At 70.0% G+C, this 1,463-nt stretch carries 2 protein-coding genes; one reads left to right on the top strand and one right to left on the bottom strand.

Going from position 1 to position 1,463, the window contains the following annotated elements; all coding sequences use genetic code 11:
* Positions 1–223: 223 nt before the first annotated feature.
* A complete protein-coding gene (locus tag ACFY0T_RS50285) occupies positions 224–832 on the bottom strand; it encodes a TetR/AcrR family transcriptional regulator (protein WP_388885991.1) in 609 nt (202 codons plus the stop codon).
* A 129-nt stretch (positions 833–961) separates the two neighbouring features.
* Between ACFY0T_RS50285 and ACFY0T_RS50280 the strand changes: the two genes are divergently transcribed.
* Positions 962–1,463: SDR family NAD(P)-dependent oxidoreductase (locus tag ACFY0T_RS50280; protein WP_388885987.1), on the top strand; the 502-nt coding region annotated here is incomplete at its 3' end.

Below are 1,463 nucleotides of genomic sequence, written 5' to 3'. Positions count from 1 at the left end.
GGACGCCGAGGGGGCTATCGTCGAGAGGGAGAACGACCGGTCTTCCTACCCTTTGGGGAATGGCCTCTCGGCCTTCTGGGGCGGGACTGCCTCCAGGCAGAGAACCTGCCAGGGATCCCCGGTGCACGTCGAAGAGAGATCAAAAAGTTCTATGAAAGCAACCCGCGCCCCGGCCTGGCCGGGGCCCCGCAGAGGGCCGCTGATTCGCGCGGCCCCGATGGGGTCAGCCGTCAGACCGGATCAGCCGGACCGCGTTCAGCAGGGTCTTGTGGGCGGCCGTCGAGTCGTCCAGGTAGCCGGCGGCCATCGCGCCGTCGTACAGCATCAGCAGCGCACCGGCGGCCGACTCCGGGTCGGCGTGGCCGAGCCGGGTGAGCAGCTGCTGGAAGAGGGTGCGGATCCAGTTCCGGTGGGACGTCACCAGGCCGCGGATCGGATGGCCGGCGTCCGGGTACTCGGCGGCCGCGTTCAGGAACGGCGATCCGCGAAAGCCGCGCTCGCGGGCGTGCTCGGCGATGGCCTCGAAGATCAGGTCGATCGCCTCCGCGGGCGGGTGCCCGGCGGCCAGCGGTTCGGCCACCTCCTTGTAGTAGGCGTCCTTGGTCAGCAGGTAGGCCACGACCAGGTCGTCCTTGGAGGCGAAGTGCCGGTAGAAGGTCGCCTTGGTCACCCCGGCCTCGGCGATCAGCCGCTCCACCCCGATCGCGCGGACGCCCTCGTAGTAGAACAGCCGCGACGCGGCCCGGACCAGGCGTTCGCGAGGCGGTAGTTCTCCCTCGGTCTTGATCTCTCGACGCGTGCTGTCGGTGGTCTTCTGCCCAGTGCTGCTCACTTCCCCATTGTGCCCTCGGCCCTGCCCTGAGCGGCCTCTACCCCCATACGGCCCCCACCCATAGGGCGGTCCTCCCCCTGTCCCGTACGGCCCGCAGCAGCGCGGCCGTTCATCGAAAGGCTTGAACCCATGACTCGTCGTCTTGAAGGAACCGTCGCCCTGGTCACCGGGGCATCCAGCGGCATCGGGCACGCCACCGCCCTGGAGCTTGCCCGCGAGGGCGCCTCCGTGGCCCTGGTCGGCCGGCGCGAGGACCGGCTCACCGACCTCGCCGCGGAAATCACCGGCGCCGGCGGCAAGGCCCTGGTCGTGCCCGCCGACATCACCACCGCCCAGGCCGCCGCGGAAGCGGTCGAGCGGACCGTCGAGAACCTGGGCCGCCTGGACATCCTGGTCAACAACGCCGGCCTCATGCTGCTCGGGCCCGCCCCCAGTGCGGACCTGAACGACTGGCGGCGCATGATCGACATCAACCTCATGGGCCTGATGTACACCGCCCACGCGGCCGTCCCCCACCTGGTCAAGGCCGCCGCCGAACAGCCGCGTCAGGTCGCCGACATCGTCAACATCGGCTCACTCGCCGGCCGCAACGCCTACGCCATGTCCGCCGTCTACAGCGCCACCAAGTTCG

It is taken from the genome of Streptomyces sp. NPDC001530 (assembly GCF_042894545.1).
GTDB lineage: Bacteria > Actinomycetota > Actinomycetes > Streptomycetales > Streptomycetaceae > Streptomyces.
This window is presented reverse-complemented; position numbering and strand designations above follow the sequence as displayed.